Origin of the sequence: Streptomyces sp. NK15101 (assembly GCF_020400725.1) — a bacterium.
Lineage (GTDB): Bacteria > Actinomycetota > Actinomycetes > Streptomycetales > Streptomycetaceae > Streptomyces.
On the sequence record NZ_JAINVG010000051.1, the window covers coordinates 1 to 26,900 of the forward strand.

The 26,900-nt window shown below is 69.2% G+C and carries 16 protein-coding genes; 4 read left to right on the forward strand and 12 right to left on the reverse strand.

All coding sequences use genetic code 11. The features are described 5' to 3' along the window. The first annotated feature begins 362 nt into the window (after positions 1 to 362). On the forward strand, positions 363 to 1,022 hold the full coding sequence (locus tag K7G60_RS24830; RefSeq protein WP_225803160.1) for a deoxynucleoside kinase: 660 nt from the start codon (positions 363 to 365) through the stop codon (positions 1,020 to 1,022). A gap of 9 nt (positions 1,023 to 1,031) precedes the next feature. On the opposite strand, the gene K7G60_RS24835 is transcribed toward K7G60_RS24830, so the two are convergent. The 5 genes from K7G60_RS24835 to K7G60_RS24855 all read right to left on the reverse strand — a co-directional run bounded on the left by K7G60_RS24835 (position 1,032) and on the right by K7G60_RS24855 (position 12,618). Further along, positions 1,032 to 1,391: a hypothetical protein gene (locus K7G60_RS24835; protein ID WP_225803161.1), complete on the reverse strand. Its 360-nt coding sequence runs from the start codon at positions 1,389 to 1,391 to the stop codon at positions 1,032 to 1,034. 454 nt (positions 1,392 to 1,845) lie between these two features. Further along, positions 1,846 to 2,343: an Imm21 family immunity protein gene (locus K7G60_RS24840; RefSeq protein WP_225803162.1), complete on the reverse strand. Its 498-nt coding sequence runs from the start codon at positions 2,341 to 2,343 to the stop codon at positions 1,846 to 1,848. Positions 2,344 to 2,357: 14 nt separating this feature from the next. Next, positions 2,358 to 2,786 (reverse strand): hypothetical protein, encoded by a 429-nt coding sequence (locus K7G60_RS24845; protein ID WP_225803163.1) that lies wholly within the window; start codon positions 2,784 to 2,786, stop codon positions 2,358 to 2,360. Between the two features lie 108 nt (positions 2,787 to 2,894). Beyond that, a complete protein-coding gene (locus K7G60_RS24850; RefSeq protein WP_308082108.1) occupies positions 2,895 to 3,422 on the reverse strand; it encodes an SUKH-4 family immunity protein in 528 nt (175 codons plus the stop codon). Positions 3,423 to 3,450: 28 nt separating this feature from the next. Continuing rightward, on the reverse strand, positions 3,451 to 12,618 hold the full coding sequence (locus tag K7G60_RS24855) for a DNRLRE domain-containing protein (protein ID WP_225803164.1): 9,168 nt from the start codon (positions 12,616 to 12,618) through the stop codon (positions 3,451 to 3,453). A gap of 332 nt (positions 12,619 to 12,950) precedes the next feature. Between K7G60_RS24855 and K7G60_RS24860 the strand changes: the two genes are divergently transcribed. Further along, a complete protein-coding gene (locus K7G60_RS24860) occupies positions 12,951 to 13,388 on the forward strand; it encodes an MmpS family transport accessory protein (protein WP_225803165.1) in 438 nt (145 codons plus the stop codon). Positions 13,389 to 13,539: 151 nt separating this feature from the next. Here the strand turns inward: K7G60_RS24860 and K7G60_RS39240 are convergent, their stop codons facing one another. The 5 genes from K7G60_RS39240 to K7G60_RS24885 form a co-directional block, all read right to left on the reverse strand. After that, on the reverse strand, positions 13,540 to 14,115 hold the full coding sequence (locus tag K7G60_RS39240; RefSeq protein WP_225803166.1) for a L,D-transpeptidase: 576 nt from the start codon (positions 14,113 to 14,115) through the stop codon (positions 13,540 to 13,542). Between the two features lie 560 nt (positions 14,116 to 14,675). Then, a complete protein-coding gene (locus tag K7G60_RS24870; protein ID WP_225803167.1) occupies positions 14,676 to 15,374 on the reverse strand; it encodes a helix-turn-helix transcriptional regulator in 699 nt (232 codons plus the stop codon). A 61-nt stretch (positions 15,375 to 15,435) separates the two neighbouring features. Beyond that, positions 15,436 to 16,860, reverse strand: a complete 1,425-nt coding sequence (locus K7G60_RS24875; RefSeq protein WP_225803168.1) for a nucleobase:cation symporter-2 family protein — start codon at positions 16,858 to 16,860, stop codon at positions 15,436 to 15,438. 565 nt (positions 16,861 to 17,425) lie between these two features. Continuing rightward, positions 17,426 to 18,547 carry a sensor histidine kinase gene (locus tag K7G60_RS24880; protein ID WP_225803169.1) on the reverse strand — a complete coding sequence of 374 codons (1,122 nt, stop codon included), beginning with the start codon at positions 18,545 to 18,547 and terminating at the stop codon, positions 17,426 to 17,428. Continuing rightward, complete coding sequence (locus tag K7G60_RS24885; RefSeq protein WP_374115676.1) at positions 18,544 to 19,170, reverse strand: response regulator; 627 nt, start codon at positions 19,168 to 19,170, stop codon at positions 18,544 to 18,546. The genes K7G60_RS24880 and K7G60_RS24885 overlap by 4 nt, the downstream gene beginning before the upstream one ends. 514 nt (positions 19,171 to 19,684) lie before the next feature. Between K7G60_RS24885 and K7G60_RS24890 the strand changes: the two genes are divergently transcribed. Together K7G60_RS24890 and K7G60_RS24895 are read left to right on the forward strand one after the other, a co-directional pair. Next, positions 19,685 to 20,833 (forward strand): DUF418 domain-containing protein, encoded by a 1,149-nt coding sequence (locus K7G60_RS24890; protein WP_308082117.1) that lies wholly within the window; start codon positions 19,685 to 19,687, stop codon positions 20,831 to 20,833. Positions 20,834 to 21,097: 264 nt separating this feature from the next. Then, positions 21,098 to 21,766 (forward strand): WD40 repeat domain-containing protein, encoded by a 669-nt coding sequence (locus K7G60_RS24895; protein WP_225803170.1) that lies wholly within the window; start codon positions 21,098 to 21,100, stop codon positions 21,764 to 21,766. 96 nt (positions 21,767 to 21,862) lie between these two features. Here K7G60_RS24895 and K7G60_RS24900 read toward each other — a convergent pair whose 3' ends face one another. Next, the gene (locus K7G60_RS24900; RefSeq protein WP_225803171.1) at positions 21,863 to 23,650 is read right to left on the reverse strand and encodes an ABC transporter ATP-binding protein; all 1,788 of its coding nucleotides are present in this window, start codon (positions 23,648 to 23,650) and stop codon (positions 21,863 to 21,865) included. A 617-nt stretch (positions 23,651 to 24,267) separates the two neighbouring features. Further along, positions 24,268 to 26,895 (reverse strand): RICIN domain-containing protein, encoded by a 2,628-nt coding sequence (locus tag K7G60_RS24905; RefSeq protein WP_225803172.1) that lies wholly within the window; start codon positions 26,893 to 26,895, stop codon positions 24,268 to 24,270. Positions 26,896 to 26,900: the final 5 nt, after the last annotated feature.

Genomic DNA, 26,900 nt, shown 5'->3' on the forward strand with positions numbered 1-26,900 from the left:
GCCGGGGGTTGGCGGGGGGGGCGGCGGGGCGGGGGGGAGGGGGGGGGCGGGGCGCCGCACGGGGCCCCGCCGAGCCGCCGGTCGCGGCACACCGGCCGGTACGGGGCGGATCGTCACCTAAGATTCAAGGCGGCCGCGGGGCCGCGGCCTGTCGCTGTGCGCGGCGGCTGCGGAACGGCCGCCCCCAGCCGAGGCGCTCCGGTCCGTCCAATACGGTCCGGAGCGAGGTCTCGGGCCTGACGGTCCTCATGACGTTGATCACGAGAATCCCGGGAATCGCGGGACCACCGGCGTGCGTCTCAGTGGTGCGGGAGGCCCGGCCCCCCGTCCACGAGAAGAAGAGCTCCAGGGAGAAGTGAGGTATGCCGGTGATCTGCGTCGGAGGCATGATCGGAATCGGCAAGACGAGTGTGGCCGAACTGCTCGCCAAGGAGCTGGGCAGCGACGTCTTCTACGAGAGCGTGGAAGACAATCCGATCCTTCCGCTCTTCTACTCGGCGAGCCCCGAGGAGATCCAGGCGAAGCGCTACCCCTTCCTTCTCCAGCTGTACTTCCTGCAGACGCGGTTCGCCGCGATCAAGGAGGCGTACAAGCAGGGCGACAACGTGCTCGACCGGTCCATCTACGAGGACTGGTACTTCGCCAAGGTCAACCACGAACTGGGCCGGATCAGCTCCCTCGAGATGCGGGTGTACGAGGGGCTGCTCGAGGAGATGATGCGCGAGATCGACGGCCTGCCGTACCGCAAGGCGCCCGACCTCATGGTCTACCTCAAGGCGGACTTCGAGACGGTGCTGCACCGCATCGGCCTGCGGGGACGCGAGTTCGAACAGGACGAGGGCCTCGTCGAGTACTACCGGACGCTGTGGTCCGGTTACGACGACTGGGTGCACAAGCACTACTCCGCCAGCGACGTCCTCGTCATCGACATGAACCGCACGGACGTGGTGAACAACCCCGACGACGCGGCCCGCGTGGCGCAGCAGGTCAAGGACGCCCTGGCGGCGGGCCGGCGCGTCTGAGCCCGCGCTCTACGACCGGCCCCACGTCCGGGGCCGGCGGGCCCGGACGGCGAGCGCGTGGAGGCCCCAGGCCGGCAGGGTGCCCACGGCGGCCACCGTGAGGGCGAGGTGGAAGTGGAGCGCCCCGGGGAGCGGGGCGCAGGGGTCCGGGCCCGGGGTGAGGCAGCCCACGAGCCTCGCCGGCATTCCGAAGGCCACCGTGCCGAGCAGGCCCGCGCCGAACGCGGCCAGGGCGCCCCGGGCGAGCGGGAGCGGTGCATGGCCTCCGCCCGCCCAGAAGGCGGCCGCCACCTGTCCGGCCATCAGCACCCCCACCACCATCGGCTCGGGGGCGGGGACGCCGGCCCACACGACCAGCGGCTCCGCCACCGCGGACGCCGGCGCCGCCGGGACGCCGAAGCGGACGAGGACCCCCGGCGGCGGCCCCGCAGCGCCCCGTCCGTCTCCTCCACGGCCTCCTCCTCGTCCCCCAACGCCTCGAGGACCAACCCCTCCTCCGCGACACCCTGCCCCGGGAAGTACGAGGACCAGAACCCCGGAGCGCCGAGGAAAGAAGTCCCGTCGACGAAAGGAACGGCCTCGTCGGGCGCCGCGAGGATGCACTCGTATCCACGACCTGAATGCCCATGCGACCTCCAGCACAGATCAGAGGCACCGGGTCCGGGTCTCGTCCGCTGCGGGAGCGGAGAAGCGAGGGCCGCAGGATGCCCGCACAGGGCGAGTCCCTGCGTGCGAGAAGCCCCGCCGAAGGCCGGCGAGGCTTCTCGTTCCTTCACTTACGAGCGTGGGGGCCCGATCGACACCGGAGCCCACCTGTGATGACTCACTCGATCAACCGATCGAGTTTGTGCACGCGTGCACAGGTGCCACTGGCCGACTCGATGTCGGCGGTCTTCAGCCGATAGGCCCCGGGCTCGATCTCCATCAGGAGGAGTTCGTCCGCGCCGGCTTCCGTTCCGGGCAATGCGGCGTCGAAGAGGGACAGTCGACCGTTCACCCGCACGATCGGGCCGTCCTCCCATGCGTCCACCACATCGATGCCCGCTCGCACGACCTCGACGATTCGAGAATCGCTGGGAGCCGCGATCCACTGAACGATGGCACCGAACTCTTCCATATAGGTGGTCGGGGCGGGAATGTCATTGATCGCCAACGCCGGGCCTGGTGCCGCCGGCTCTTCGAACGGCACCAGGCCTGCGTAGCCGTCGACCTCGCAGGCATTGTCGTAGTCCGAATTCGTGTAACCACCCCAGAGGTGCCTCAGGGCTTCTTCCAGGACGATCACCGGCCCGCCTTCCGACTCAATCCATGCGAGGTCCACGGAGCACGCTCCTCCTAGTATCCGAGTTCCTTGGCTATTCGTTCGTAGATGGGCCACATGATAGGTGCCAGCTGCCTCGCCCATCCCGCCTGTTCCCTACTGCACTTGAGGCACTGCGGATACAGCCGTTGCGGGAATCCGTCAGGCACCCAAGAACTGATGGGCTGGTGGTCGGGAACGTACCCCTTCTTCGACCCGAAGGAGAAGATGATCCCGCAGGTGTGGCACCCGAATCGGCTGCCGATCTCGTTGATCTGGTCCCTTTCCCCACCCGGAGATTCGTCGAACTTCTGAGACTTGCTCCGCGCCGGGATCGATTCGACCGCGTAGTCGCCGATCGGACAGACGACCTCGGGATCGGCCCGGTCCTTCTTCATGATCGCCTCGGTCAAGGTCGAAGCCACCCGGCCAAGCGAGAAAACGGGCAGCTTCTTCCTGCTCACGGACGGCAGCGATCAACGATTCCATGGGCCGCAGCCTACGACCCGCGGCTTGACAACCATCATTGGGAACCAGTCAGTCGGGCGGCGTCGGCGATCTTCTGTATGAAGTTACAGCGCCCCTTCGTAGTAGTCGCCGACTCCCACGTCCTGGACGAATGACATCCAGAACCCGTCCGCGGCACTGACGCACTCCGGATCGACGGAATGGAGGAATTCCAGGACTCTGTCCCCGGCAGCTGCCTTCACTGCCGAGTCGTCCTCGAACGAGTAGAACGGAAATTCGCGGTCGACCCATCGCAGGCATTCCACAAATGCAGCCAGACTCGAATTCGCGAAGGACGGTTCAGGGTCTTGCTCCAGCCCGAACAGAACCTCCCCCGAGCGGGTTTTCACGAAGAAGTGGAAGTCTTCGTCGAAAGACCCTATCATCAACACCTCCTCCCCTGCATCCGTCGCAAAAATGTCCGGTTCCCCTTGATCGGCTTCGAAAAGTAGGGAAGCTTCTGGAAGTCCGTGATCCACCAGGAACTTCCTCGCTCGAAAATCGGACACAGCATCTGCCCGCCCCTCGCTCCAACGAACTGTGTCGCCCATCATTTCTCCCGATCGAAATGTATTCGGGGTCGGCGGATTCATTGATCCGCCGACCCCGAACAGTTGCTACCTAGAAGAGTTGACCCACTGCCGCCTTCCTAGCGGCCTGGGATGCCTCGGCAAGGGGTGTACCCGACTTATCCCAGTCCCAGCTCCATGTCCTCTCCTTGAGATTCGGGAGTTTGTCCATGAGTTTGGAGCACCGAGAAGAGCACGGTTGGAATTCCGAGTATATCTTGGCGATGTAGGTTTCATCGACTCCCGGAAGGCTACCGCTCCTGATCGATTCTATGATCGTCTGTTCGGCATGCTTCTTGCCGGCCGATCGGGCAACAATGACACCCACCTCTACACCCGTATCGGGGTCGACCAACAATGCTGACGCATAGTTGTTGTCCTTGTTCCCCTGAGCCTTACGGGCGCTCTGGACGGCCTGGCTCAACCGCGTCGAGCCGTACGGAACCTGCCCACAGTTGTGAACGAGCACCGCCTGTTCGCCGACGACGACGAAGTACGTGTGCTGACCGTCGACGGTGAGGTTGTGGACGCGCTGGGTGCGGTGAGCGTCGTCGATCGCCGTGACCTGGACCCAGGTGCCGGCCGCAGTCTGGAGCCACATGCCGGGCTCGAGATCCTCGGCATTCACCCACTGGCCGAAGTCCGGCACCCAGAACGGGTGCTCGTCAGTGGCCGTGATGGTTTCAGGCTTGGCGTCGCCGTTCTTGCCGTCAGGGTCGACGGTAAGGGTGAACAGGTGCTTGGCGCCGCTGTGGTCACGGGTGTCGGTGATCCGACGGGCCTGGAGGTCGCCGGTCTCAGGGTCGGAGGCCAGGACGTACTCGCCGACCTTGAGGTCCTCGATGTTCTTCTCGGACCCGTCGGCCATCAGTACCTTCGTGCCGGGGACGAAGCTGTTCTTCTTCGTCTTCGGGCACTGGCAGTCGCACTTCTTGCCCTTGGGCTCGGCGTGCTTGGCGCCACCCTTGGACTTCGCCGCGGGCTTCGGCTTGGTTGCCTTGGTCGCCTTCGAGCCCTTGGTCGTCTTCGAGGCGGCCTTGACCGCGTCCGCGGCCTTGGCGCCCTTCTTGGCGTACTTGGCCGCCGTCGCCGCCGCGCCGATGCCCGGGATCGCGGCCGCCATCGAAAGGGCCGCGTCGGCGTAGTTGCCCTCCGCCGCGTACCAGATGCCGTTGGCGACGTCCGCCGCCTCGCCGATGACCGGGACCATGCCGGCCACGTCCAGGGCCGCGTGGCCGATGTCCGACAGGGAGATGTCCATGCCGAACAGATGGCCGTCCAGCTCCACGAAGGAGATGGGGTTGCCGCCGGCGAAGGCGTAGCGGTTGCCGGTGTACGGGTCGGTGGCTAGGGACATGTCGTCCAGGGCGCCGCCGTACATGTCACGGGTCAGGAAGCGGTTCAGACCCGGGCTGTAGTTGCGGAAGCCCATGTCGTACGTTCCCGAACCGTCGTCGTACCGGTGCGCGTTGAACCGGTACTCGTTGTACGACTCCTTGTCCGGGTTCGCCGCGTCCGGCTTGTCCGCACCGGTGAACTTCGACTCGTCGTCCGAGCCGTACGCCGTGTAACCGTACGTCGCCCGGGCGTTGCCGTCCTCCTTCGTGACCGCCTCGACGTCACCCTTCGGGTGGTAGAGGTACTGGGAGTACTCGTGCGGACCGGTGTCCTTGTGCTTGATCTGCGTGAGCTTCTGGCCCCACGGGCTGTACTGGTAGGACTTGGTCGCCTTGCCGGCGACCTCCTCCCGCAGCACCTTCGACTCCATGCCCAGGTAGGTGAAGAGCGTCGTCTTCCCCGCCGTCCCGGACGTGGTCTCCTGCGCCGTGCGGTCGAAGGCGTCGTACACGTACGTCGTCGACTTCGCGGTCGCGCCCGTGCCCGCCGTGTGCTTGGCGATCCGGTCGAAACCGTCGTACGAGTACTTCTCCTGCGTCGACCCGTTCGACGAGACCGTGTCCAGGCGGCCCAGCGGGTCGTAGTTGTACGTGGACGAGACACCGCCCGCCGTCGTCTTCAGCAGACGGTTGCGGTCGAACGTCGACGTGGACGTCACCCCGGCCGTCGTCTGCTCGACGATGTTCGAGTTGCCGTCGTAGACGTACTCCTCGGTGCCCGCGCCGTGGCCGGTCTTGGTGACCTTGGCGATGCGGTCCTGCGGGTCGTAGGCGAACGTCGAGACGGTGTCGAGGTAGTCCGCCGCGTTGTCGGCGTTCATCAGCTTCGCCGTGTCCTTGGAGCGGTACCCGTTCGGGTCGTACTCCAGGTCGTGCGAGGCGACGACCGTGCCGCCGGACTTCTTCTCCACCTGCGACTTGACCGCGCCGTTGAGCCAGTACGCGTAGTCGACGGTGTTGCCGTTCGGCTTCGTCTGCTTCAGCGGCTGGCCGCGGTCGGTGTAGGTGAAGCTGGTGATCTGCTGGTTGCCGGCCGTCGGCGTGTCCGCGTTGGTGATCTTGTTGATCATGTCGCGGACGTCGTACTCCGCCTTGGACCACGTCACGTCGTGGGTGGTCTCCAGAGGGTTGCCGTTGGCGTCGTAGGTCAGCGCGGTCGTGTTCTTGACCGTGCTGCCCAGCTTCTCCTCGACCTTCGTCAGCTCGTTGAGCTCGTCGTAGGTCATCGCGTACGAGTCGGCCTTGGCGCCGGGCGAGAGGTCCTTGACCTCGGTCAGCAGTCCGTTGGCGTCGTACTTGTAGGTGAAGTCCTTCTTCTCGTTGTCGGTCTCGCCCGTGTTGGAGCGGACCAGCTTGACGCCGTCGGCGACGACCGTGCCGTTGGCGTTGTCGCCGAGCGTGATCTTCTGGGTGCCGGACTCCGTGAAGGAGTACGAGCCCAGCGAGACCCAGGTGCCGGCGCCCGTGGACTGGTCGACCGGCTTGGTGGTCTCACCCCCGTTGTAGGTGATCTTGAACGGGGCGTTCGTGGCCGCGCCGGTCACACTGCCGTGCCGGGCGAAGACCTCGTACGTCCCGTCCTGCGGGATGTTCAGTTGCCAGGTGAAGGTGTCCGCACCCGTGCCCGCCGCGCTCGTTCGGACGTCATAGCCCCACTGCGACACGGCCTGGGACGTGTCCCAGGCGCCCTGCGTCGCGGTGTTGTGGACGTCCGACGAGTCGACGACCACGACCTGCTTGCCGACCGGGATGCCGTCGTCCGAGCGGGCCTTCTGGTTGCCGGACGGGTAGAAGTCCCACGTCATCGTCCGCTGCGACGAACCGCCGGCCGAGGTCAGCGTGTTCTTCGTCTGCTGGCCCAGCGCGTTGTAGTCGTACGCGGTGGTGATGTCGAAGGCGTCCTTGGCCGACTTGTTCCAGCCGTTGTCGTAGTACTCGAACGTGGTCGTGTTACGGACCGACTGGCCCCGCGACGGCGGAGCCGAGACCTCGGACAGCTGGCCGACCGAGTCGTACGAGTAGATCGTCCGGTCCGGGGTCGAGTACCGGGCGTCGTCCTTGTCGAACGGCGTGAGCTGCTCCTTGACCCGGTTCAGCTCGTCGTAGATCGTCTCGGACGTGTAGTCGGTCGCGTCGTCGGTCGTTTCGACACCGCGCGGACTGATCGTCTTGGTCTGGTTTCCGACCTCGTCGTACTCGAACCGCGTCGTGCGGTACGTGATGACGCCCGAGCCGTCCTTCGAGTACGGGACCTTGACCTCCTTGGTCAGGCCACGCCGGTCGAAGAGGGTCTCGCTCGTGTTGCCCTCGGCGTCCGTCGCCTTGTCGGTGCGGCCGTCGAGGTCGTAGTGGAGGGTGGTGAACTTGCCGGCCGCGTCCGTCGCCTTCACGACCCGACCGTTGAGGTCGTGCTCGTACTTCGTCGTGAAGTCGTCCGGGTCGGACGTGGCGTTCTTCTTCGGGTCGACGACCTTGATCAGGTTGCCGACGTTGTCGTACGTCGAGGAGACCGTGTCGCCCTTGGCGTTCCGCACCGCCACCGGCTGGTAGACCGGGTCGTACGAGTACGTGGTGGTGTAGTCGCCGACCGTCGTCGTCAGGTTGCCCTTGGGCTCGGTGACGGTCTTGACGTTGCCGACCTTGTCGTACGTGGTGGTCGTACGCCGCTCGGGGTCGGTCGCCTCGTCCTTCGGGGCGAGGGCGTCGGTGACCTGGTCCGCGGCGTCGTAGACCGAGGAGGTCTCGGCGCCGTTCGGCCCGAACGCCTTCAGGGTGTTGTTGTTGGCGTCGTACACGGGGGCCGGAGTGGTGATGTAGACGCCGGCCGCCTGGTCCTTCGGCGACTTCTGGTCCAGCGGGCGACCGAAGTAGTCGTAGTTCTGCGTGACCTTGACGCCCTTGGCGTTGACGACCTCCTTGGTGTTGCCGCGCTCGTCGTAGACGAAGGTCGTGCTGTTGTTCAGCGCGTCCTTGATCGTCGCCGGGTAGCCGTGCGGGCCGTAGTCCGCGTAGGTGGTGGTGTGGCCGTTCGCGTCCGTGTCCACCAGCGGCTGGCCGTAGGAGTCGTACGTGGTCGTCGACTTGTAGTCGTCAGCCGTCGCCGAGGCGACGCCCTCCGGGTCGGTGACCGACGTCTGGTTGCCGAACTGGTCGTAGCCGAACTCCCAGACGTTGCCCAGCGGGCTGGTCTTCCGCCACAGGTCGGCGGAGTAGCCGTCGAGACGCGTCTGGTACTCGAACTTCGTCGCGTTGGCCGGGTAGGAGGCCGGGTTGCAGTAGTCGGTCGGGTTGAACGCCGACCACGACTTGGTGACTTCGGCGTCCCACTGACGCAGCGGGTAACCGGTCTTGGGGTCGTAGCAGAACGCCGCCTTGGCGCCGTTCGCCTGCTCCATGTACACGACGTTGTTGTCCGCGTCCCAGCTCATCTTGCTGGTCTCGGACTTGGCGTTCGTGATCTGGACCGGACGGGCGAAGTCGTCGGTCACATAGGCGGTGGCGTGGTTCTCGGCGTCCGTCACCGTGGTGTCGGTGAACTTGGTGTTCGCCGTGTTCGCCTTGTACGCGAAACCGGTGGCGAAGCCCAGACGGTCGGTGAGCGTCTTGGTCCACCAGTGGTACTTCGGGTCGTCACCGACCTGCGGCGCGTAGTACGCCAGGTCCGTGGCGTTGCCGCGGGGGTCGGTCGCCTTGACCAGCTTGACGTTCTTGTTCCCCTGCGTGGCGTCGTAGGTGAACTTGAAGACCTTGGGCTGGGAGGACGACTCACCGTCGGCGATCTGCCCGAGCAGACCCTTGTCGGTGTAGTAGAAGGAGATCCTGCGGCCCGAGACGTCCGTCATGGACTTCACGTGGTCGTAGATCTTCGAGTTCGTCAGGTTCGAACCCGTGGCCTTGGCGCCCGTGGCGTCGATGTACGAGTAGGTCGCGTCACCCTTCTTGTAGTACTCGACGGTGAGCGACTGCCGGCCGACCGGGTCCGTGATGTAGGTCAGGAACTTGGTCGGCTTGTTGTTGGACCTGCGCTCCTCGTACGTGAAGGTCTGCGTGTTGCCGTCGTTGTCGACGACCGACGTCATGTAGCCGTCGCAGCCGAAGAGGAAGCGCGTGCCGTCGGGACGCGTGAGCGTCCAGGCGTCGGGGACCGGGTCCTTGGTGGGCTTGCAGTCCAGGCCGGCCTTCATGGTGACCTTGTAGTGGACGCCGGCCGGGGCCTTCCACGTGCCGTCGGCCTGCTTGCGGAAGACGTGCGTGGTGCCGTCGCCGTCCGGGAGCCGGACCTCGGTCGGGTTCGGGTTCGGGTGGAGGTCCAGCGGCGCGCCCAGGCGCGTCGGACCGGAGATCTGCGCGGACCAGCCGTGGCCGAGGACCGTGTCCGAGGTGTCCAGGGTGTTGTAGGCCAGGCGCGCGAAGGTGTTGAGACCGCGGCCCGGGTTGTTGATCGCGTTGTACTGCCACACGCCGTTGCCGGACGCCAGGTTGTTCATGAAGCTCGACCCGGCACCGGTGTTCTTGCCCGAGTACGAGTAGAACTTCTCCATGCCCAGCGTGTTCGAGGTGGGGTCCTCGACCGTGACGTTCTGCTTCAGCGACGGGATGCCGCCGGTACCGGCGGACAGCCAGGTGCCGTCGGCGACCTTCTTGACGTCCCAGCCGAGCACGTAGTCCAGGCGCTTGTTGCCCTCATCGGAGTTGATGGGGGTCTTGACCTGCGCCTGGATGGTGGCCGACTTGCCCGGCAGCAGGGCCGGGATCGCGGTGGACAGCTGGTTGCCGCCCGTGGTGACGTCCGTGCCGTCGGGCAGCTTCCAGGTGTAGGACAGCACCCGCTCGCCGGCCGCCCACGCCGAGGCGGTGGTGTTGGTGACCGTGAACTCGACCGTGTACTGCGAGTTCGGCGTCATCCGGGCCGGGGTGGTGGGCGCGTAGTACGTGTCCTCGGTCGTCGCGTCGACGTAGATGACCTGCATGTACGGACGCAGCTGCGGGTCGGAGGCCTCGGCGGACAGGAACAGGGTGCGTTCCTGGGGGCCGGTGGTGGTCTCGTCCTTCAGCTTGACCAGGACGCCCTTGTTGTTGGCGGGGGTCTTGACCCAGGACTGCATGAGTCCGGTGGCGTCCCACCAGTGGCGGCCGACCTCGTCGGTGATCTGCGGGACGGTGTCGGAGACGGTGGCGGAGAAGTCGCCGCCGGCGGTGGTCCACGGGGTGGTGGAGTTGGCGTTGTTCCAGGTGGCCTGGGTCTCGGTGAAGTCCCGGGTCAGGGAGTGGAGTTCGTAGATCGCGCCGTTGGTGGTGCTGGTGGTCTCCGCGCCCCACATGTACATCTTGTTCTCCAGCACCGTGGCGGTGGTGGGGATGGATGTGGTGGGGAACTTCAGCACCGCGCGGGTCTTGCCGTAGGTGCCGGAGTTGTTGCCGACGCTCAGCCAGGTCTGCGCCTTGCCGGAGACCAGGCCGTCGTGGTTGACGGTCGGCTGCTGCGAGGAGAGCGTGGTGTCGACCTGGCCCGCCTGGATGATCTTCATCGTCCGGCCGGCCTTCGGGATGCCCACGATGCGGGTCGGCGAGCCGAGGAGCTGGCCGTTCTTGGTCTTGACCGCGAGCTGGTAGTAGTACGACTTGCCGATCTCGCTGGAGGAGGAGTCCGGGGTCGGTACCGCCGTGGTGTCCGTGTACGCGGTCGTGCCCGTCGGGATCGGGGCGATCAGGGTGGCGGCGGACGGCGTGAAGGCCTGCTGCGTGGAGCGGTGCAGCTGGTACTCCACGATGTCCAGACCGGTGTCACCGCTGGTGTTGGCGTAGGCGGGCCAGGACAGCTCCGGGCCGGTGGAGTGGACCACGGTCGGCGAGTTCAGCGAGGTGCCGACCGCCCCGTAGGTCACCGTCAGGCGCGGGTAGGTGGAGGTCTCGCCGCCGTAGGTGTTGCCGTCGGCCGCCTCGTAGCGCGGGCCTCCGGTCGGGGCGGTGGCCGACTCGTCCTTGGCCTTGAGCACGAAGCCGTGGTTGACGGCCGTGCCGGAGACCCACTTCTGGACGGTGTCGGCGACCGGGAAGTCGTGCCACTTGTTGTAGTCCCAGGCCGCCTTGGTGATCTCGGCCGGGTTCACCAGCCGCACCGAGTCGGCCAGCGTCCGGGTCGTGGACGAGCCGGTGTCACCCAGGACGATCTTGCCGGCGTTGCCCTTGGCGAAGCTCAGCTCCGCCGCGTCCAGGGTCTTCCACACGCCGCCGGTGCCGGTCTGGTTGACCGTGTAGTTCTTGGTGCCGCCGTTGTGGGTGACCGTGTACGGGGCGGCCGTGGCCGCGTCCGCCGCGGCCGGGTAGTGCACGTCCACCCGGTAGGTGTCGGTCTCCGGGACCCTGGGCTGCCAGGTGTACGACTCGCCGGTGAGCGCGTTCTTGTTGTAGGCGTAGTCGTCGTTGGTCGCGGCCCCGCCGGTCGTGGTTGCCCGCGGCCACTCGCCGACCGCCGCCGTGCCGGCGTCGCCGTCGTCCAGCTGCACGGTGGTGCCGGACAGCTCGCCCACCAGGGCGCTGGTGTTGGACCAGGTCGCGGGCGTCGCGCCCGCCTCGCTCCACGCTCCGGTGGCCCGGTGCGCCTCCAGGGCGACGGTGTTGCCGTTGGTGGTGTGCGACTGGTCGTAGTACAGGCTCAGCCGGGCCGCGTCGACCTTCACTCCCGCCGGGATCTCGTCCAGCGGGAACTTGATCAGCGAGCGGGCGATGCCGGTGTCGGTCTTGCCGACCGACAGCTTCCAGGTGTTGTTGAAGTTCGCCCCGGGCTGGTCCGACAGGACCATGGTGTCCTCGGAGGCCGAGGCGATCGGCGTGATCGTGATCGTCGGATCGATCACGACCGGGTACTGCCGCTCCTTCGCGGCGAGCCACTTCGCGTCCGGCGTGAGGGTCAGCTTCCAGCCCTTGCCGTCCGTGTCCCGGACCAGCTTCTGGCTGACCCTGGTGCTGTACGTGCCGCCGGTGACCGACTGCGGGTCCTTCTTGGCGTCCGTCATGTACGGAGCCGGGATCACCATGACCGGGGTGCCCGGGGCCTCGCCGAAGAAGGCGATCGAGCCGTCCTTGCGGGCCTTGGGCGTCAGGCCGCCCTCGGTGTCCAGGGCGAAGGTGAACGACACCGGGCCGGCCGGGCGTCCGGCCAGGACGATGTCCTCCTTCACCTGGCCGTTGCCCACCCGGTAGGACAGGTCCGCGCCGGCGACGGCGTCCTTGTAGAGGACCCGGTCGCCCTTCGCCTCCGGCTTGAGCGCCCCGGCGCCGGACAGGCCGAACGTGACCGCCCCGCCGGTCTCCGCCTCGAAGCGCATGAACCTGTCGGCGTCCGAGCCGAACCAGCTCTTGCCGGTGTTGGCCGTGTTGGCGAAGTCGAAGCCCTTGGCCTGGGTGGCGCGCACGGTGGTGTCGACCGGCTTCCAGGAGGCGCCGGACCGGTACGACGTCGGCACCGCCGTCAGCTCGGCCTCGATCCGGCCGTCGGAGAGCTGCCAGTAGCGCGCCTGCGAGGTGCGCTTGGCCGTCAGCTCCTTGACCCGCTTGGCCTTCGGGAGCTTCTCGCCCTTCGGCAGCTTCTCCCGGCTGGGTATCTCCAGGTTCCCGCCGGCCGGGGGCTTGCTCAGCCCCTCGTCGTCGTCCGAGAACCAGCCCGCGATCGTGTCGAAGACGCCCTTGTCGTCGTCGTTGTTCGCCGGTGGTTGCGGAGCCGCATAGGCGACCTGCGGCAATAGCGCGCCCGCTACCGCGGACACGACGAGACAGGAGAGAAGTCTCCTGTACGGAACTTTCACCTCAATACCTTTCGGCATCGACGTACCCGTATCGCCGGACGCGAAATGGGCACGCCGAACGAGCTGGCGCGGAGGTTTCCGGCCAGCTTGGCGCAATGTGAAGTGATCGCGCAGAAGACACGAACCGCGAGTTCACGGGCATTGCAGCGGGCTTTCTAACCACTCCCGAAAGACCCGGTCAACCCCCACGACATTAAGGACAATTGATGGCCTGAATGGGGTGCGGTTCGCCCGGTTCTTCCACTCGCTCGCATTCATCCGGCGGCGTGGTGTATAACCACCCGGTTCATCTGTCAGCCGACCGAAAGCCGGGCTCTCTCATGCCGTCCAATGAACTCGCGGAAAACGCCGTGCGGGAAGACAACGAACACGAGAGCGCGGGAAGGTCCGCGGACCGGCGGGGGTTCCTGATCGGCGGCATCGCCCTGCTCGCCTGCCTCGGGCTCGTCGGCTACGGCATCCTCGACACCGACGAGCGGCCGAAGCCGCGCGCCGTGCCGACGGCCGAGGTGCTGTACGAGGTCACGGGAACGGGGACCGCCGAGGTCTCGTACCTCGCCCGCAGCGAGGCCGGTACGGCCACGGTCGAGAAGGTCACCCTTCCGTGGACGAAGTCGGTTCAGGTGCCCCTCGGCAAGGCTCCGATCATCGCCGTCGTCCTCGACGGCAAGGGCGGCCAGGCGTCCTGCACGCTCGCGGTCGGCGGCAAGCACGTCCAGCGCGCCACGGCCATGGGCGGGTTCGGGCGTGCCACCTGCACCGGCGAGCTGCCCGAGGGTGATGGGTAACGTTCGCCGCCTCCGATGTCGGCGTGTGGACCAAGGGACAGGCCGGCCACTCCGAACGCCAACGGCCGGGACCCTTTCACAGGGTCCCGGCCGTCTTGCGTCACGCGGCACGATGTCGGCTGCCGTGAGGCTCAGAGCGCCCCGACACGGCTCAGCCGATCGCGATCCGCGGGTTCGCCGACGGCTTGACCCAGCCCATGAACCGGTCCATCGTCGCCCGCGGCACCGACACGCAGCCGGCCGTCGCACCGCTGCCGTTGACGTGCAGGAAGATCCCGGCGCCACGGCCGGGTACGGCGGGCCACCGGTTGAAGTTGATGACGAGCGCCTTGGCGTACTGCGTCGGGTAGTTGACCAGGTGCTCGCTGCCGCGCTCGCCGGACTCGGTGAGCGGGAAGTCCGCGCCCTCGGCCGTGTGCATCTGGTTGTAGAACTTCGACTCCGGGTCCTGCACCCACCAGTGGCGGTCGTCGACCTTGGTGTACGGCATGGCGGTCCCGCTGGACTCGACGCCGAAGCCCTCGGTGATCGTGTACGTGCCCGAAGGCGTGGTGTACGTGCTCTGGGTGCGGGTCGCGCCGTCCACGACACCGTTGGAGCCCACGCGTCCGGCGCTGGTGGAGAACTGCGCCTTCCAGCCGGAGGAGTCCTTCTGCCAGGCGGTGACGGTGGCGTACGAGCCGGCGGCCTTGACCGTGATGACCTGCGTGGCATTGCCGATGTTCACCGGTACGGGAAAGTCCGGCGCCGCGACGGGCTGGGACGTCTGCCCTCCGGACCCGCTGTCCGTCCCGCCGCCGGTCGTACCACCGGTGGGCTTCGCCTTCGGGGCCGGGCTCCCGGACGGCCCGGCAGAGGCAGATGGGGACTTGGACGCCGAGGGTGACACGGAGGGCGACGCGGAGGCCGAGGCCGAAGGGGAGGTGGAAGCGGAGGCGGAGACGGACGGGCTCGCCGACGCGGAGCCGCCCTCGGCCTCGTGGTCACCCAGATCGGCGCCGGGCGCGACGGAAGCCGCGGAGTCGGCGGGTTCCTTCTGGCCTCCGCAGGCCGACACAAGGGTCATCGCCCCGACGGCAGCCAGTATGGACGCGTACCTACGAGAAGAGTGCAGCACGAAGTGATTCCTCGGTTCGCCGGAACAGCGCGGCACGCACCGCCGCGCATCAAGGCGGCCGGTTATACAGGCTCCACGGCCACCGATACCAGGCACAGGACATTACGGACACGACCGTCGGCGCCCGCGCCGACCTCGCGGCCGGCTCCGCTCCCGCGCGGAGCGTGGTCTCAGGTCGAGGAGTCATGGGCGACGAGGTGGAGGAAACGGTCCGACAGGGCGTGCAGCCAATCGGTCCGTTCCGTGGCGATCTCCTTCAGTCGTGCGCTGTCGCTGCGAGCTACGAGATGGCCCATGTAGCGCTCGTTGAAGCGGGCGTACTCCTGGTGCAGGATGCGCAGCGCCCGCGTCACCGTGCGCTCAGGTGCGCCGACGAGCCGCGCGAGCGGGGCGGCGTGTTGCTTCCATCGGCCTTCGACGGCCTGGCGGAGCCGACCGTCGAGGTCGCCGGCCCGCCCGATGGCCCTCAGCAGTTCGCCCGGTTCGAGGCCCAGGGCGTCCGCGAGCAGCAGGGCCTGCCGGTCGGTTCCGCTCCAGCGGTGGTCGCTCTCGGCGCGGGCGTAGTCGTGCACGTCCATGCCGATGCGCAGGGCCAGCCGCTCGGCGCTGAATTGCCGGGCCAGACGATGTTCGCGAAGAGATCTCGGCTTCAGGTCCATGAGCACCGGCACAGGGCACCACAGCGCGCTGGCCAGCGCGAAGAGTTCGGCCTCCGAAGGCGCCACCGCCCCCGACTCCCAGGACACGAGGGCTTCCACGGAGCGGCGCAACCCCAACTGTGCGATGCCGACGACGACCTGTTCACGGGTCAGGCCGATACGGAGACGGGCGGCCCGGGCCTGGGCGGGAGAGAACGGAGGGGTGGGCATGTGCAGATCACCTCAGTGAGCGGCTCCGCGGAACGCCGGGCTCGGCGGAGCGGGAAGGGGGTCAGCGGGCCGTAGCGGTCTGCGTACCCGTCCCGTCGTCGTACGCGGCGAGGCCGTCCCAGTCGATGTCCTCCCGCTTCCGGCGACTCTCGAAGGCGTGGAAGAACAGGTTCAACAGGACAGCCGTCAGAGTGCCGAGCGTGATTCCGCTGCCCAGGACGGCCCGCACCTCGGTCGGCATGCGCTCGAAGAAGGGCGCGACGGCCGTCGGGAGCATCGCGGTGCCGAGACTGACGGCCAGGATGATGGCGTTGCGTTCCTCCCTCAGGTCGACCTTGCCGAGGATCTGAATGCCGACGGTGGCGACCATGCCGAACATCGCGACGGCCGCCGCGCCGAGCACGGGGTGGGGGACGGAGGCCACCAAGGCTCCGGCCTTCGGCACCAGGCCGAGAAGGATCATGAAGACGCCGGCCGCGACGACGACGAACCGGCTGGTGACGCGGGAGATGCGCACCAGACCGATGTTCTCCGCGAACGCCACGTACGGGAAGGAGTTGAGCACCCCGCCCAGCACGGTGGCGACGCCGTCGGCGCGCAGCGCGCGGCTGACCGTGTCGCCGTCGACCCTCCGTCCGGTGATCTCGCCCATGGCGTACACGTCTCCCGTGGTCTCCACCATGGTGATGAGCATGACGACGACCATCGCCAGCATGGGGAAGACCGAGAAGTGCGGCAGACCGTAGTGGAAGGGAGCGCTGACGCCGAGCCAGTCCGCCTGGTCGACCGCCCCGAGGTCGGCGTCGCCGCGCAGCCAGGCGACGGCGGTTCCTCCCACCAGTCCGAGCAGGATCGCGACGCTGCGCAGGGGCTGACCGCCGAACCGCATCACCAGCAGGATGAACAAGAGGGTTCCGCCCGCGTACGCGAGGTTGACCGGGTCCCCGTAGTGGGGCCCGTCCATGAGTGCCGAGCCGCCGCCGACGTCCTGGAGCGCCACCGGGATGAGGACGATGCCGATGACCGTGAGGAGGGTGCCGGTGACGATCGGGGGGAAGTACGTGGTCAGCCGCCCGGCGAAAGGGGCGAAGAGGAAGGCCGCGACTCCACCCGTGATCACGGCGCCGTACACCACGAGGAGGCCGGCGGTGCCACCGCCCGCACCCTGTCCGATGGCGATCATGGGCGAGACCGCGGTGAAGGTCGCGCCCTGAACGAGCGGCAGCCGGGCTCCGATCCGCCAGAAACCCCACGCCTGGATGATGGTGGCGATCCCGGCGGTGACCAGGTCGGCGTTGATGAGGTAGACGAGCTCCTGCCCGGAAAGGCCGAGGCTGCTGCCGAGGATCACCGGTACGAGCACCGCACCGGCGTAGAAGGCCAGGACGTGCTGGAATCCGTAGAGCGCGAGGGTGGGGAGTGGAAGTACCTCGTCCACCGGGTGCGGGGTGGTGAGGGATCGTCGGCGCGAGGCCTGTGGTGCCATCTCTGCCTTGCCTTGAGGGTAGGTGAATGAGAGGGGGCGCGACGCCGGGTCGCGCGGTGAGCCTCGAAGGAGGGGTCCGGGCGGCCGCGCGGATCAGGCGGTTCACCGGCTGGCGGCACGGGGTTACCGGCGCGGCCAGGCGTCCAGACGTGGAGGCGTGAGGGAGCCGGGGCGAAGGGCCCGGGCCAGGCACAGATCCTTGCGGACGGGCAGGGCATCACGCAAGGCAGCGGGCCATGGTTTTTTAACCAAAACCCCTCGGTAACTTATGAATCCATGGGCATCGACCGCATCGAGTGCGGATTTCGTTGCCCCTCGCCAGCCCAGGGATGGCGTGCCCCACAGTCACGGCACCTCTGTGCGCGCACCCTTGACGAGGACGGGCGCCCTCGCGCACTGGCGCCCGAATCCATTCGACTCTCCTCCAGGGCCGGATCCTCCGCTTCGGAATCCAACACGTCCTCGTCATCGTCGCCACGCCGATTGTCGTCAGCACCTCGGCCGGAGGGACGGGCTCGAGGTCGCCTTCCGAGAAGGAGCTCCGGCCGCGTCGGACGGGTGGTGTTCAGTCGGACCGGACGGGGGCGCGGAGTTCGACCTCGTACCCGCCCTGGGGGGTGGGTGCGGCGGTGAGGGTGCCGTGGAGGAGTTCGGCGCGTTCTCTCAGGCCGACGAGGCCGTGGCGGGCGCTGGGCAGGGCGACGGACGGGCGGGTGGGGGCGGTGTTGGTGACGGTGACGCCGAAGTGGTGCGCGTCGTGCCACAGGCGTACGTCGGCGCGGGCTCCTGGGGCGTGTTTGCGCACGTTGGTGAGGGCTTCTTGGATCGTGCGGTAGACGGTGCGCTGGGCGGTTGTGCTGATGTCGGCCGGAAGCTCGCCGGTCAGGGTCGTCTCGATGCCGCTGTTGGCGACCAGTTGCCGGAGGCCGGCGAGGGTGGGCTGGGGGGCGAGTTCGGTCTCCCTGCCGCCGGAGGCGCGGAGCAGGGTGACCATGTGGCGCAGTTCGTCGAGGGTGTCGACGCTCAGGGTGCGGATGGTGCGGGCGGCCTCGCGGGCGTCGGGGTCCTTGGCGGCCACCTGCAGGGCTCCGGCCTGTACGGCGATGAGGCTGACCTGGTGGGAGACGACGTCGTGCATCTCGCGTGCCAGCTGGGCCCGTTCCCGGGCGAGGACGGTCTGGGCGTGCAGGGCACGCTCGTGTTCCCGGGCCTCTTCGACCTCGACGAGCTGGAGGGCCACGTCGTGCCTGGCCTGGACGAGTTGGCCGAACAGCACGGGGGCGAGGGCCGTGGCCAGCGTGTAGACGAACTGGACGAGCGTCCAGGCCCGGTCGCCGGTGAAAGCGTCGGACAGCGGCCAGGCGAGGGTCCCCGCCCCCGCGTTCAGCAGGGCGCAGCCCGCCAGCAGCGGGCGGTCGCGGGTGGACGCGGCCAGTGTGTACAGGGCGGCGATCGGCGCGACCGCCACGTCCATGAACAGGGTCATGGGCAGCGTCAGCAGGAAGACGGACAGCGGAAAGCGCCTGCGCAGGAACAGCGCTGCGCAGGCGAGGGTGACGCAGGCCCAGACGAGGGGGGTCCCCTCGTCGTAGAGGTTGATCCAGGCGTCGAGCACGGCGAGCCCGACGAGGCCCGCGTCGACCACCCGGGCCGGCACCCGCCGCCACAGCGTCCGGCCCGTGCTCATCGTCCGTCGTCCCGTGCCGCGCGGTCGCCGTTCCCGCTGAGCAGTCCGGCCCGTTCGGCGAGCAGCGCGGCCTGGACACGGCTGGAGACCCGCAGCTTGGTCAGGATGGAGCTGACGTGGTCCTTGACCGTGCCCGTGCTCAGATGGATGCGGGCGCCGACGTCGGCGTTGGACAGTCCTTCCGCGACCAGGACGAGGACGTCGCGCTCCCGGTCGCTGAGCAGGTTCACGCGCGCCACGTCCGCGTCCTGGGGCGCTCCCGCCCCCGGATGGCTGCGCAGCAGCGCGCGGGAGGCCTTCGGCGACATCACCACCCCGCCTGCTGCCAAGGTGCGCACCAGCTGGGCGAGCTGTTCGGGCTCGGTGTCCTTGAGCAGGAAACCGGCGGCTCCCGAGCGCAGCGCGGTCAGGATGTACTCGTCGGTGTCGAAGGTGGTCAGCATGGCGACGTGCGGCGGTTCGGGCAGCGTCTGGATCTGCCGCAGGACGGTCAGACCGTCCACGTCCGGCATGCGGATGTCGAGGAGCACGACGTCCGGCCGCTCGCGCCGGATCACGTCGGCCGCCCGCGCCCCTTCCGCGGTCGCCACGACCTGGATGCCGTCGGACGCGTTCAGGATCATCTGGAAGCCGGAGCGCACCAGGGCCTCGTCGTCCACCACCACTACCCGGATCACCGGCGTTCCGCCTCACACTTGTCTGATCTGTCCAGCTTCTCGGCGACCCGTACACCCCGCGTCGGGGCGTTCACGTTCTCGTACGGCGTTCGCCTGCCGTCGACAGTACGTCCGGCAGGGTACGCGGTGGCGCGATCACCGTGGACCGTGGACGCCTGGCGGGCCGGCTCCAGCCGTTCGGGGGGTGCGCTCCGGCCCGTCGACGGCCCGGCGGCGAGGCTCGGACCCCTCACGGCACGCGCGCCCGGGTGCTGTTCCGCCGGTCGGCGGGGGTGGCCCCGGCCGGTCGGCGGGGGTGTCACCGAAGCCTGTCGGATGGTCCGCCTCCTGACGGCACCCGGAGATTGTCCGTATGACACAGATACAGCCGCCGCAGGAGACACCGGCTCCGTAGGAGAAGTCGCTTCCACGGCCCGCAGCCTCGTCCGAGTCCGACGGGAGGGTCGCGGGCGGCCCCTCGATGGGACGCCTGGTCGGGGTGGATCTGGTCCGCGCACTGGCGGTGTTCGGCATGTACATCGTCCACATCGGCCCGGTGCTGTCGGCCACGGACGGCGTCGGCACCTGGGTCCGGTACCTGGCCGACGGGCACTCGTCGGTCCTGTTCGCCACCCTCGCCGGGTTCTCGCTGATGCTGATCGCCGGCCGCCGTGAACCGAAGACCGGCCTGACCGGCCGACAGGCGAAGGCCCGGATCGCGATCCGCGCCGTGGTCCTGCTCGCGCTGGGCACCGTGCTGGCGATGGAGTACGGGGGCGTGATCATCCTCGGCTTCTACGGCGTCTACTTCCTCCTCGCCCTGCCCCTGCTGCGGCTGTCCGCCAAGGCACTGGCGATCACCGCGGCCGGGCTCGCGCTCGTCACGCCCCAGCTGGCGTTCCTCCTGAACTCGCTGCTCAGCACGTCCGTCCAGCAGACCGTCGACGCCTACGACCCGCTCAAGAAGCTCAGCGAGGTCGGCGTGCTCGACCTGCTGCTCACCGGCTTCTACCCGACGATCACCTGGATGTCGTTCGTGGTCGCCGGCATGGCGCTGGCCCGCCTCGACCTGTCGGCCGTCGCCGTCCAGCGGCGCCTGGCCGCGCTCCGCGCCGCCCTGACCGCCGGCGCGTACGGGCTGTCCCTGCTGCTGGCGGGCAAGGACGCGCTGCGCAGCATGGCGGAGGACGGTAAGTCGTCCGCCGGGTTCGAGAAGGCGTCGTCCTTCGGCAGCGGATCCTTCGAGGCCCCCCGGCGGGCGGCCTCGGAACTGCTGTCCGCCGGACCGCACAGCGGCACCACCTTCGACATCATCGGCAGCGTCGGCGTCGCCATCCTCGTGATCGTCGGTGCGACGCTGCTCATGGATCGCCTGCCGCGCCTGCGCAGCCTGGCGAAGCCGGTCGTCGCCGTGGGCACCATGTCCCTGACGGCCTACGTCGGCCACTTCCTCGCCCAGTCCATGCTCGGCGCATCGGCCGGCGAAAGCACCCAGACCTCCTGGATCCCCGTGCTCACGTTCATCCTCGGGGCGATCGTGTTCGCCGCGGCCTGGTCCCGCTTCTTCCGCCGTGGACCGCTGGAGGCTCTCCTCAACGCAGCCACCAGGCCGGCGAAGTACATCCGATGACGCCGGGCCATGCCATCGCGGCGAGACTGTGCCGCGGTGGCATGGCCCGACTTCACCGTCGAGGCGGCCCGGCGCTGCCCTGATACCGGGTCCGTGACCGACTGCCGGTGCCCAGAACGGGGAGCCTCCCATCCCGAAGCGTCCGCGTTTACAGGGAGGTTGAGGGCAGAGTTCCCCGGCAGCCGGCGGCGTACGACCTGCGCGACGAAGTGCGACGGGAGGTGTCGGCGTTGTCGGACGAGGCGACGACGGCTCTGGCGGCGGGTGGAACCGCTGTCGTGCAGGCCCCCTGCCGCGTGGTGGGAACTGACCGACCCTTACCTGCTCGACCACGCCATCACCCATCTCCTGGCCGCACACCGCACCACGGAGGCCGAAGCCCTCGCATGCGACCTGCGCCGGGTCGAAACCCGCCTGCACCACCGGGGCCCGACCGCACCCTGGACGGACTGCGCCCAGGTCCCCACGCCCACGGCCGCACAGCGGGCGCGTGACCTCTCCGGCGTCGCGCACCTGCTCGGAGCGACCGAGCCGGCCCACGCGGTGACCGCCATCCTGTACAGCCGGCTCCGCCCGCTCCCCGTATGGCGCGATCAGGTCGCTGCCCGGGAGGCCCGATGGCCCCACCCCGCCCTCCGTGACCACCGGACGCCGCCCGACCTGCCGCACCCTGCTCTCCTGCGTACCCTCACCGGCCACACCGGTACGGTGCACCGCACGGCCGTCGCGCCGGACGGCACGTGGCTCGCCACCGCCGGTGAGGACGGGACGGTGCGGGTCTGGGACCCGAGGTCGGGACGAGCTGTCAGCATGATGCGCACCGACGGGATCCTGTGCAGCTGCGCGTGGCCCGCCGACGGTCTCGGCGTCGTCGTCGGCGGTACACGGGGCGTGTACGTCTACGAGTTCCACCGCGGTGGTCCCGGCGGGTGATCACGTCTTCCCGGGGTGCCTCGGTGTCCGGCGTCTGTCCGGCGCCACCCCCGCACCACGGCCGGGCCGACCCCGCCGTGCGGCGGGGCAGGTCCCTCACCCGCCGGGGCAGCCGGCCGGGAGCAGGAGCTGGGTCGCGGCGAGCCGTGCGTACAGCTCGTCCCGGTGCACCAGCTCCTCGTGGGTGCCGATCGCGCGGACCCTGCCGGCGTCCATGACGACGATGCGGTCCGCGTCCGTCACCGTCGACAGGCGGTGCGCCACCACCAGGACGGTGGTCTCGCGTGCCGTCTCGGCGATGACGTCCCGCAGAGCCAGCTCGTTGACGGCGTCGAGCTGCGAGGTCGCCTCGTCCAGGAGCAGCAGCCGGGGCCGGCGCAGCAGCGCGCGGGCGATCGCGACGCGCTGGCGCTCGCCGCCGGACAGCTTCGAGCCGCGGTGCCCGACCAGGGTGTCCAGGCCGTGCGGGAGACGCTCGACGAGGGTGTCGAGCCCGGTCCGGACGAGGACGGCGCGGATGTCGTCGTCCGTCGCGTCGGGGGCGCTGAAGACCAGGTTCTCCCGCAGCGTGCCGGCCAGCACGGGCGCGTCCTGCTCGACGTACCCGATGGCGGACCGCAACTCGGACGGGGGCCACTGGCGTACGTCCTTGCCGTCGATCAGGACGCGGCCGCCGGTCGTCTCGTAGAACCGCTCGATGAGCGAGAAGACCGTCGACTTGCCCGCTCCCGAAGGCCCGACGAAGGCCGTCATCCCGGCGCCCGGCACCTCGAAGTCCACCTGCTGGTGGATGCGGGGCAGCCCTGGCCCGTAGCGGAAGGACACGTCCTCGAAGCGGACCGACGCCGGACGCCCCTCGGTCCGCACCGGCTCCCGCGTGGCCGGCGGCTCCGCCGGCAGGCGGTCCACCTCCTCGATCCGGGAGATCGCGGCCGCGCCCTCCTGGTACGCGGAGGCGGCCTCGACCAGCTTGTACACCGGCTCCATCAGGTAGAACAGGTACAGCAGGAAGGCGATGAGGGTGGAGACGGGGATGTCCCCGGACGCCACCCGCGCCCCGCCGGCCGCGAGCACCACGAGGAACGCCAGCTCGACGGCGAGGTTGTCCGCCGTTCCCAGCAGGGCCTCCCACTTCGCGCCGCGCACGCCGTGGCGCCACGCCCGCCGGGCCGACGCCTCGACGCGGGCGGTCTCCCGCTCCTCCGCGCCGGACGCCTTCACCGTGCGGAACGCGCCGAAGGCCCGCTCCAGGCCGGTGGACATCTCCCCGACCGCCTCCTGCGAGCGCTCGGCGGCCTGCCCGATCCTCGGCATGACCAGGGCGGCACCCGCGCCGACGACCGCGACCACGGCGAGCGTGACGCCGAGCAGGACGGCGTCCAGGAAGGCCATCACCACGACCGCCGCGATCAGCGTGACCGTCCCGGTCGCGGCGTTGACCACCGCCTGGGTGCTGACCGCCCGCAGCAGCGTGGTGTCGGAGGTCACCCGTGACATCAGATCGCCCGGCTGCATCCGGTCCACCGCCGCGAGCCGCAGCCGCAGCATCCGGCCGATCAGGCTGCGGCGAGCGGCCAGGACCACCGACTCGGCCGTCCGCTCCAGCACATAGGCGCCGAACGCCTCGGCCACCGTGCTCAGCAGCACCAGCACGGTCAGGGCCAGCAGGACGGTGCCGATCGTGCCGCCGGCCGAGAGCCGGTCGACCAGCGCCTTCGTGGCGAGCGGCTGGAGCAGCCCTCCGGCGGCCCCTGCCAACGCCAGCAGCAGGCCGAGTACGACGGCCCACCGGTGCGGGCGGACGTACCCGTACAGCGCCTTGAGCGTCTCGCGGACGCGGGGGGACTCGGCACCCGTCGGCTCCGGGGCGGATGCGGTGTTCACAGGATTCCTCTCCTACGGGGTCGGCCGCGCCCCTCGTCGACGGCGTACGGCATCGGCCCGCACGGGGGCCTCGGGGCTCGGTCAGGGGGCCGGTTCGACGGCCGTCACGGCAAGCATGTGGACGGCGGCATCGCGGAGTTCAGGGCGTACGACGACCAGGCAGAGGCCGCTCGCCACCGCCCCATGACGAGGAACTCCCAGAACTCGCTCCTGGGCCTCCCGGTGTCGCGACGACCCACTGCTCCGGCCGGGGGCCGGAGGACGGCGCCGGGCTCCTTCTCGTGTGCACGGTGTGTCATGCCACCAGCCTGGAAGCCCGGGCGTCCCGTCGGCCATCCGGCGACCGTCGGGTGCACCCCCGCCAAGTGGCTGGGGCAGTCCGCAAGCGGTGCGACCGGGCGGCCGATGCCGGCGAAGGAGGTGTCGGGGACGACGGAGCCGGATCCGGGCCCTGCGGCTTCGTCGTGATCGAGGACGACGCGCCGCCTGCGAATCCCGGCGGCTCCACAGCGGAAAGCCGCCCTCCCACCGAAAGGTCTCATCGGTCGGGAAGGGCGGCTTCCATCGCTGATGTCACGTCAGCTCAGGCGCACACGTGCGTCCGCTCAGGCGTCGGGTCAGGACGGGTCGCCGTACTGGAGGCCGCGCCCGTTGGTGCCGACGTACACGCGGCCGAAGGTGTCGGGGTCGCCGGTGACGACGCCGACGCCGCCGATGCCGCCCCACTGGTGGGCGTCGTCGTTGACGCGGAGCCAGGTGGCGCCCTTGTCGGTGGATCGGAAGACCCCGGTGACGTCCTTGACGGTGCCGATCAGGTACAGGGCCTGGTAGGAGGCGCCGGGGGCGGCCTTGCCGAAGCCGAGGGCGGAGGCGGACTTCACCGTGGTGAGCGTGGTGAAGGTGCGGCCGCCGTCGGTGGAGTGCAGCAGCCCCTGGCCACCGCCGGCGATCCACAGGTCCCCCGCGACGCCGGGGACGGCCTTGAGCCGGCCGTCGGCGGGAAGGCCGGTGGCCCGGGCCGTGAAGGTCGCTCCGCCATCGGTGCTGGCGTGGAGCGTGCCGCCGGTCAGCGAGTAGAACGTCCTGGCCGAGGAGCGGTCGGCGACGACCACGGCGTCGGTGCCCAGGCCGCCGACCTTCGACCAGCTCGCCCCCTTGTCGGTCGAGCGGTACGGGACCTGACCCGCCTCGGTCCAGACGATGGTCGAGCCGTCCGCCGCGAGCGCGACACGACCGTCCTGAGCACCGGCCACCGGCTCCGTCCTGAAGCCGTTCCAGCTGATGCCGCCGTCGGTGGAATAGGCACCGTCCTGTGCGCCGCCACGGCCGACACGGACCATCACCGAGGGGTCGGACTGGGCGAAGTCGATGTCGGTGCTGTTGGTCATCATCGGGTTGCCCAGCCGCCCGGCGGGCACCTTGGTCAGGTCGTCGTGGCGGAAACCGCCCTGGTCGCCCATGGCGGTGATGACGGCGGCACCGCCGGGCGGGGCGATCGCGTCCATCAGCGCGGTCTCCTCAAGACCCCGCGCCCCCACGGTCCAGTGGCTGCTGCCACCGCTGTCGGTGGCGTCGGCGTCCTTGCTGCGCCAGATGCCGTTGCCGGTGCCGTACAGCACGTGCCCGGAGGCGAAGGGGTCGATGGCCAAGGCGGTCATCCAGTGCCCGGTGTGGGTGCCGATGTACGGAGCGGCCGAGGCGTTCCGTACCGATTTCCCGGCCAGTGCCGTCCACGTCGCGCCGCCGTCGGTGGTCCGGTAGATCTCGTCCTCGGGCCACCAGCGGTCGAGGGTGGTGACCATCACCGTGGAGGGCTTGCGCGGGTCGACGGCCAGACCGGAGAACCCGTAGCCGCCCTGTGACGGCGAGACGTTCTTCCACGCCCCGCCGGCCGGCGTGTGCTTCCACACCGAGCCCCCCGTCACGCCGTTGGGTCCGAGCGCGTCGGTGTACGTCAGGTACAGCGAGCCGTCTCCGGAGAGGACGCCGTGCTGCGGCATCTGGCCGGTGGGCTGCCCGGGGACGGCCTGCCAGGTGCTGCCGCCGTCGGTGGAGCGGTACAGGGAGGTGGACCTGTCGGCGACGCCGACGTAGACCGTCCTGCTGCCGGCCGGGCCGTACGTCACGAAGGAGATGCCCGCGCCGCTGCTCGCCCCGTCCTTGACGGGGAACGAGGAGACCTGCCTCCACGTCACGCCGTGGTCGGTGCTGCGCCACAGCCCGTTCTTACGGGTGCCGAGCAGCAGGGTGCGGTTGTCCGAGGGGTCGATCACGAGCCGTTCGCCCGCCCCGCGGCCGTCCTCGTTGCCGCCCAGCTTGAACGGCAGATCGGTGCGCTGGAAGGTGCGGCCCCGGTCGGTGGAGCGCAGGATCGCGCCGTTGCCGGCCCAGTCGTTGGTGTAGGTGCCCGTCGCGAGGTAGAGCCGGTCGGGGTCGACGGGGTCGGTGGCCAGTGCGTCGATGCCCAGCAGGTTCCAGTCCTTCTCGCCGAGCCAGTCGGTCAGCGGGAGCCACTGCTCGGCCGCGCCGTCCCAGCGGTAGGCGCCGCCCATGTCGGTGCGCGCGTACAGCAGGTCCTTCTCCCGTGGGTTGAACACCAGCCCGGTGACGTAGCCGCCGCCGACCACCTGGGCGTTCTTCCATGTGTACGGTCCGGTCCCGGTGGCCGGGGCATCGGCCGTTCTCACCAGTTTCCACTGCTGGTTGGTGCCGCCATGGCCGGGGTACTGGACGACTGCCGCGCCGTCGGCCGTGGAGCCTCCGGACACGTCCAGGACCTGGCCGCTCCTGCGGGAGGTGAAGGTGACGGCATCGGAACCGCTCACGTCGTCGATCCGCCACTCCTGGGAGGCGGAGGAGCTGTCGGTCTGCTGCTCGGCGACAGCCGCCCGGGCGGTCGAGTCGCCCGCTATGCCCAGCACCTTGCCGCTGTTGCGGTTCACCAGCTCGTAGTAGCCGTCCCCGGTGGGGCGCAGTCTCCACTGCTGGTTGGCGGTGTTCTGGTCGGTCCACTGCTGGATGCGGGTGCCGTCGGCGGTGGAGAAGGCGTTGACGTCGAGCGCCTTGCCGCTGCGCGCGGAGACCAGCTTGTAGTAGGCACCGCCGTCGATCGTCGCGGCCTGCGAGTCGTCCTGCACGAACAGGAAGTACGGCACGACGGTGACGGGCACACCGAGCAGCAGGGCGGTGGCGGTCCTGCGACGGCGGTGACGCCCGCGGCGCCCGCCGTTCGTGGGGTTGTTCATGGGGG

Excerpts from the sequence above, each read along its gene's own strand:
- K7G60_RS24830 (WP_225803160.1), top strand. The coding sequence starts at position 363 with ATGCCGGTGATCTGCGTCGGAGGCATGATCGGAATCGGCAAGACGAGT.
- K7G60_RS24885 (WP_374115676.1), bottom strand. The coding sequence starts at position 19,170 with ATGATCCTGAACGCGTCCGACGGCATCCAGGTCGTGGCGACCGCGGAA.
- K7G60_RS24870 (WP_225803167.1), bottom strand. The coding sequence starts at position 15,374 with ATGCCCACCCCTCCGTTCTCTCCCGCCCAGGCCCGGGCCGCCCGTCTC.
- K7G60_RS24880 (WP_225803169.1), bottom strand. The coding sequence starts at position 18,547 with ATGAGCACGGGCCGGACGCTGTGGCGGCGGGTGCCGGCCCGGGTGGTC.
- K7G60_RS24850 (WP_308082108.1), bottom strand. The coding sequence starts at position 3,422 with ATGAATCCGCCGACCCCGAATACATTTCGATCGGGAGAAATGATGGGC.
- K7G60_RS24890 (WP_308082117.1), top strand. The coding sequence starts at position 19,685 with ATGGGACGCCTGGTCGGGGTGGATCTGGTCCGCGCACTGGCGGTGTTC.
- K7G60_RS24905 (WP_225803172.1), bottom strand. The coding sequence starts at position 26,895 with ATGAACAACCCCACGAACGGCGGGCGCCGCGGGCGTCACCGCCGTCGC.
- K7G60_RS24855 (WP_225803164.1), bottom strand. The coding sequence starts at position 12,618 with ATGCCGAAAGGTATTGAGGTGAAAGTTCCGTACAGGAGACTTCTCTCC.
- K7G60_RS24875 (WP_225803168.1), bottom strand. The coding sequence starts at position 16,860 with ATGGCACCACAGGCCTCGCGCCGACGATCCCTCACCACCCCGCACCCG.